Here is a 1,939-nt window from a genome sequence, read left to right as displayed (position 1 = left end):
AATTCTTCGAAAGATCCAAGTTATGGGCATCACTGAAAACAATATAGCAGAAACTAGCGCAACATTTTTGCCATAACGTTTACCTGCAATCTTATAGACAAGAAAAGTATCTGCAACTGCTAACAATCCCATGAGGATTCTTGGTATCAGGTAAATAGTTGATATCGAGTTTATTCCATTTGAAAGATTCAACGAGTGTGGCCATCCAATGGCACCAAGTACTCCTGCAAGAAAGATCTGTCCAAAAAATGGATGGTCATAATATGCTCCCTCTTCTGGACCGAGGCCCTTTAACACGTGCATTGTCCTATGCATGTAAACTCCCTCGTCAAAGAAAATATCTGGAAACCCAGATGCATTCCAAAGATGTGTGAAAGCCGAGATTGCTAGTATGGATATGATGAGAATACGATGATAATTATCGGAGCCAAGTCTTAGACTCAATGCTTCCATACGGAAACTGGTTCCCTTTATTTTGGATGCTGTACCAGGTATTTTCCTGAATGTATATTATACCAGAAATGTACGTTATACACGTGAAAGCACTAGTTGCGATGATTATCGGTTTGTCTGTACTTGCAGGTGCTGGACCAACTTTTGCTCATGCTGAACAACCAGGTTTTACAAATGCTTCAAGTATCAGCACTACGGGAGATTCTGATTTACCTCACATATTTGTCTCAGGAGATGGAGTCTTTGCAGTATGGACGCAAACAAGTCTTGGCAAGTCTGATGTTTTATTTGCAAAGAGTACGGATGGAGGATATACGTTTGGTACTCCAGTTGATGTATCGGGATCTTCAAAGGGACAATCACTCTATCCGCAATTTGTAGAAAAAGACAATCACGTTTACGTTACATGGCAGCTCTCACTTTCTGGCGCTTCCACTATATTGATGGCAAAAAGTGTTGATGGCGGAACAAGTTTTGAAAAACCAGTTCAACTAAGCGATGGACTGCAACTTTCTGCATTTCCACAAGTTTCACTATCTGGGAACCATGTGTATGCTTCTTGGATTGAAAAGTCTGGTGATAATTCAACTAATATAATATTTGCAAAAAGCGATGACTCTGGAAATTCATTTGGAACTCCGTTACATGTAACACATAACATGGGAAATTCTGGAATTCCAAAACTATACTCGGATGGGAACCAAGTCTATTTGGCATGGGAAGACAATAGCAGGGGAGATTATGAGGTATTCTTGAGCAAAAGTAGTGATTCTGGTGCATCATTTCATATTCCAATTGACATCAGCACTACTACAGGACAATCTGGAACCCCTGAGATCATAGTATCTGGGAATGATGTCTATGCAGTATGGATGGACAACACCTCAGGAAATTATAATATATTTTTCACAAAGAGCACTGATGGCGGAGAAACATTTGCAAAGCCTATCGATGTTAGTCATCAACAAAGTGATTCAGGATATCCGCAGTTTGCTGTATGGAAAAATAATATCTATGTGACATGGACACAGACTATTTCTGACACAAATTATGACATATTTCTTGCAAAAAGCAGTAACAGCGGAGACACTTTTGATAAACCCATAAACTTGAGCAACAACCCTGGTGCATCTGGATGGCCAAAAATTGTTTCAGATGGAAATGTCTATGTAAGCTGGGTTGACAGCACTCCTGGAAAATTTGACATTTTGATTACAAAAAGTACTGATGGCGGTACAACATTTGAAAGTCCGACAAACTTGAGCCACTCCAAGACAGAATCATATGAAAATGAAATGGCTACATTAGACAATACCGTATACATGGTGTGGCAAGAAGGTACAAGTGGAAACCATACTATTGACTTCTCAAAGAGCACCACGTTTGTTCCAGAATTTGGCCCACTTGCATCAATCGTGCTTGTCTTGTCACTTGTCTCAATTATTGTAGTGTCAGCCAAGTCTGGCTTGAAATTGAAGATCTAACC

1 protein-coding gene and 1 pseudogene are annotated in these 1,939 nt (G+C 39.8%); one reads left to right on the top strand and one right to left on the bottom strand.

The annotated features are described in order from the left end of the window. A pseudogene (locus DYY66_RS06655) lies at positions 1 to 444 on the bottom strand (glycosyltransferase family 39 protein); the annotation flags it as partial. 92 nt (positions 445 to 536) lie between these two features. Here DYY66_RS06655 and DYY66_RS15285 point away from each other — a divergent pair. Then, entirely contained in the window at positions 537 to 1,937 is a 1,401-nt protein-coding gene (locus tag DYY66_RS15285) for a PEFG-CTERM sorting domain-containing protein (RefSeq protein WP_166287288.1), read from the top strand. Positions 1,938 to 1,939 lie beyond the last annotated feature (2 nt).

Source organism: Candidatus Nitrosotalea sp. FS (assembly GCF_011319475.1).
In the GTDB taxonomy this organism is placed as follows: Archaea; Thermoproteota; Nitrososphaeria; order Nitrososphaerales; family Nitrosopumilaceae; genus Nitrosotalea.
Note: the sequence above shows the minus strand (reverse complement) of the source record. Positions and strands in the feature narration are given on the sequence as shown.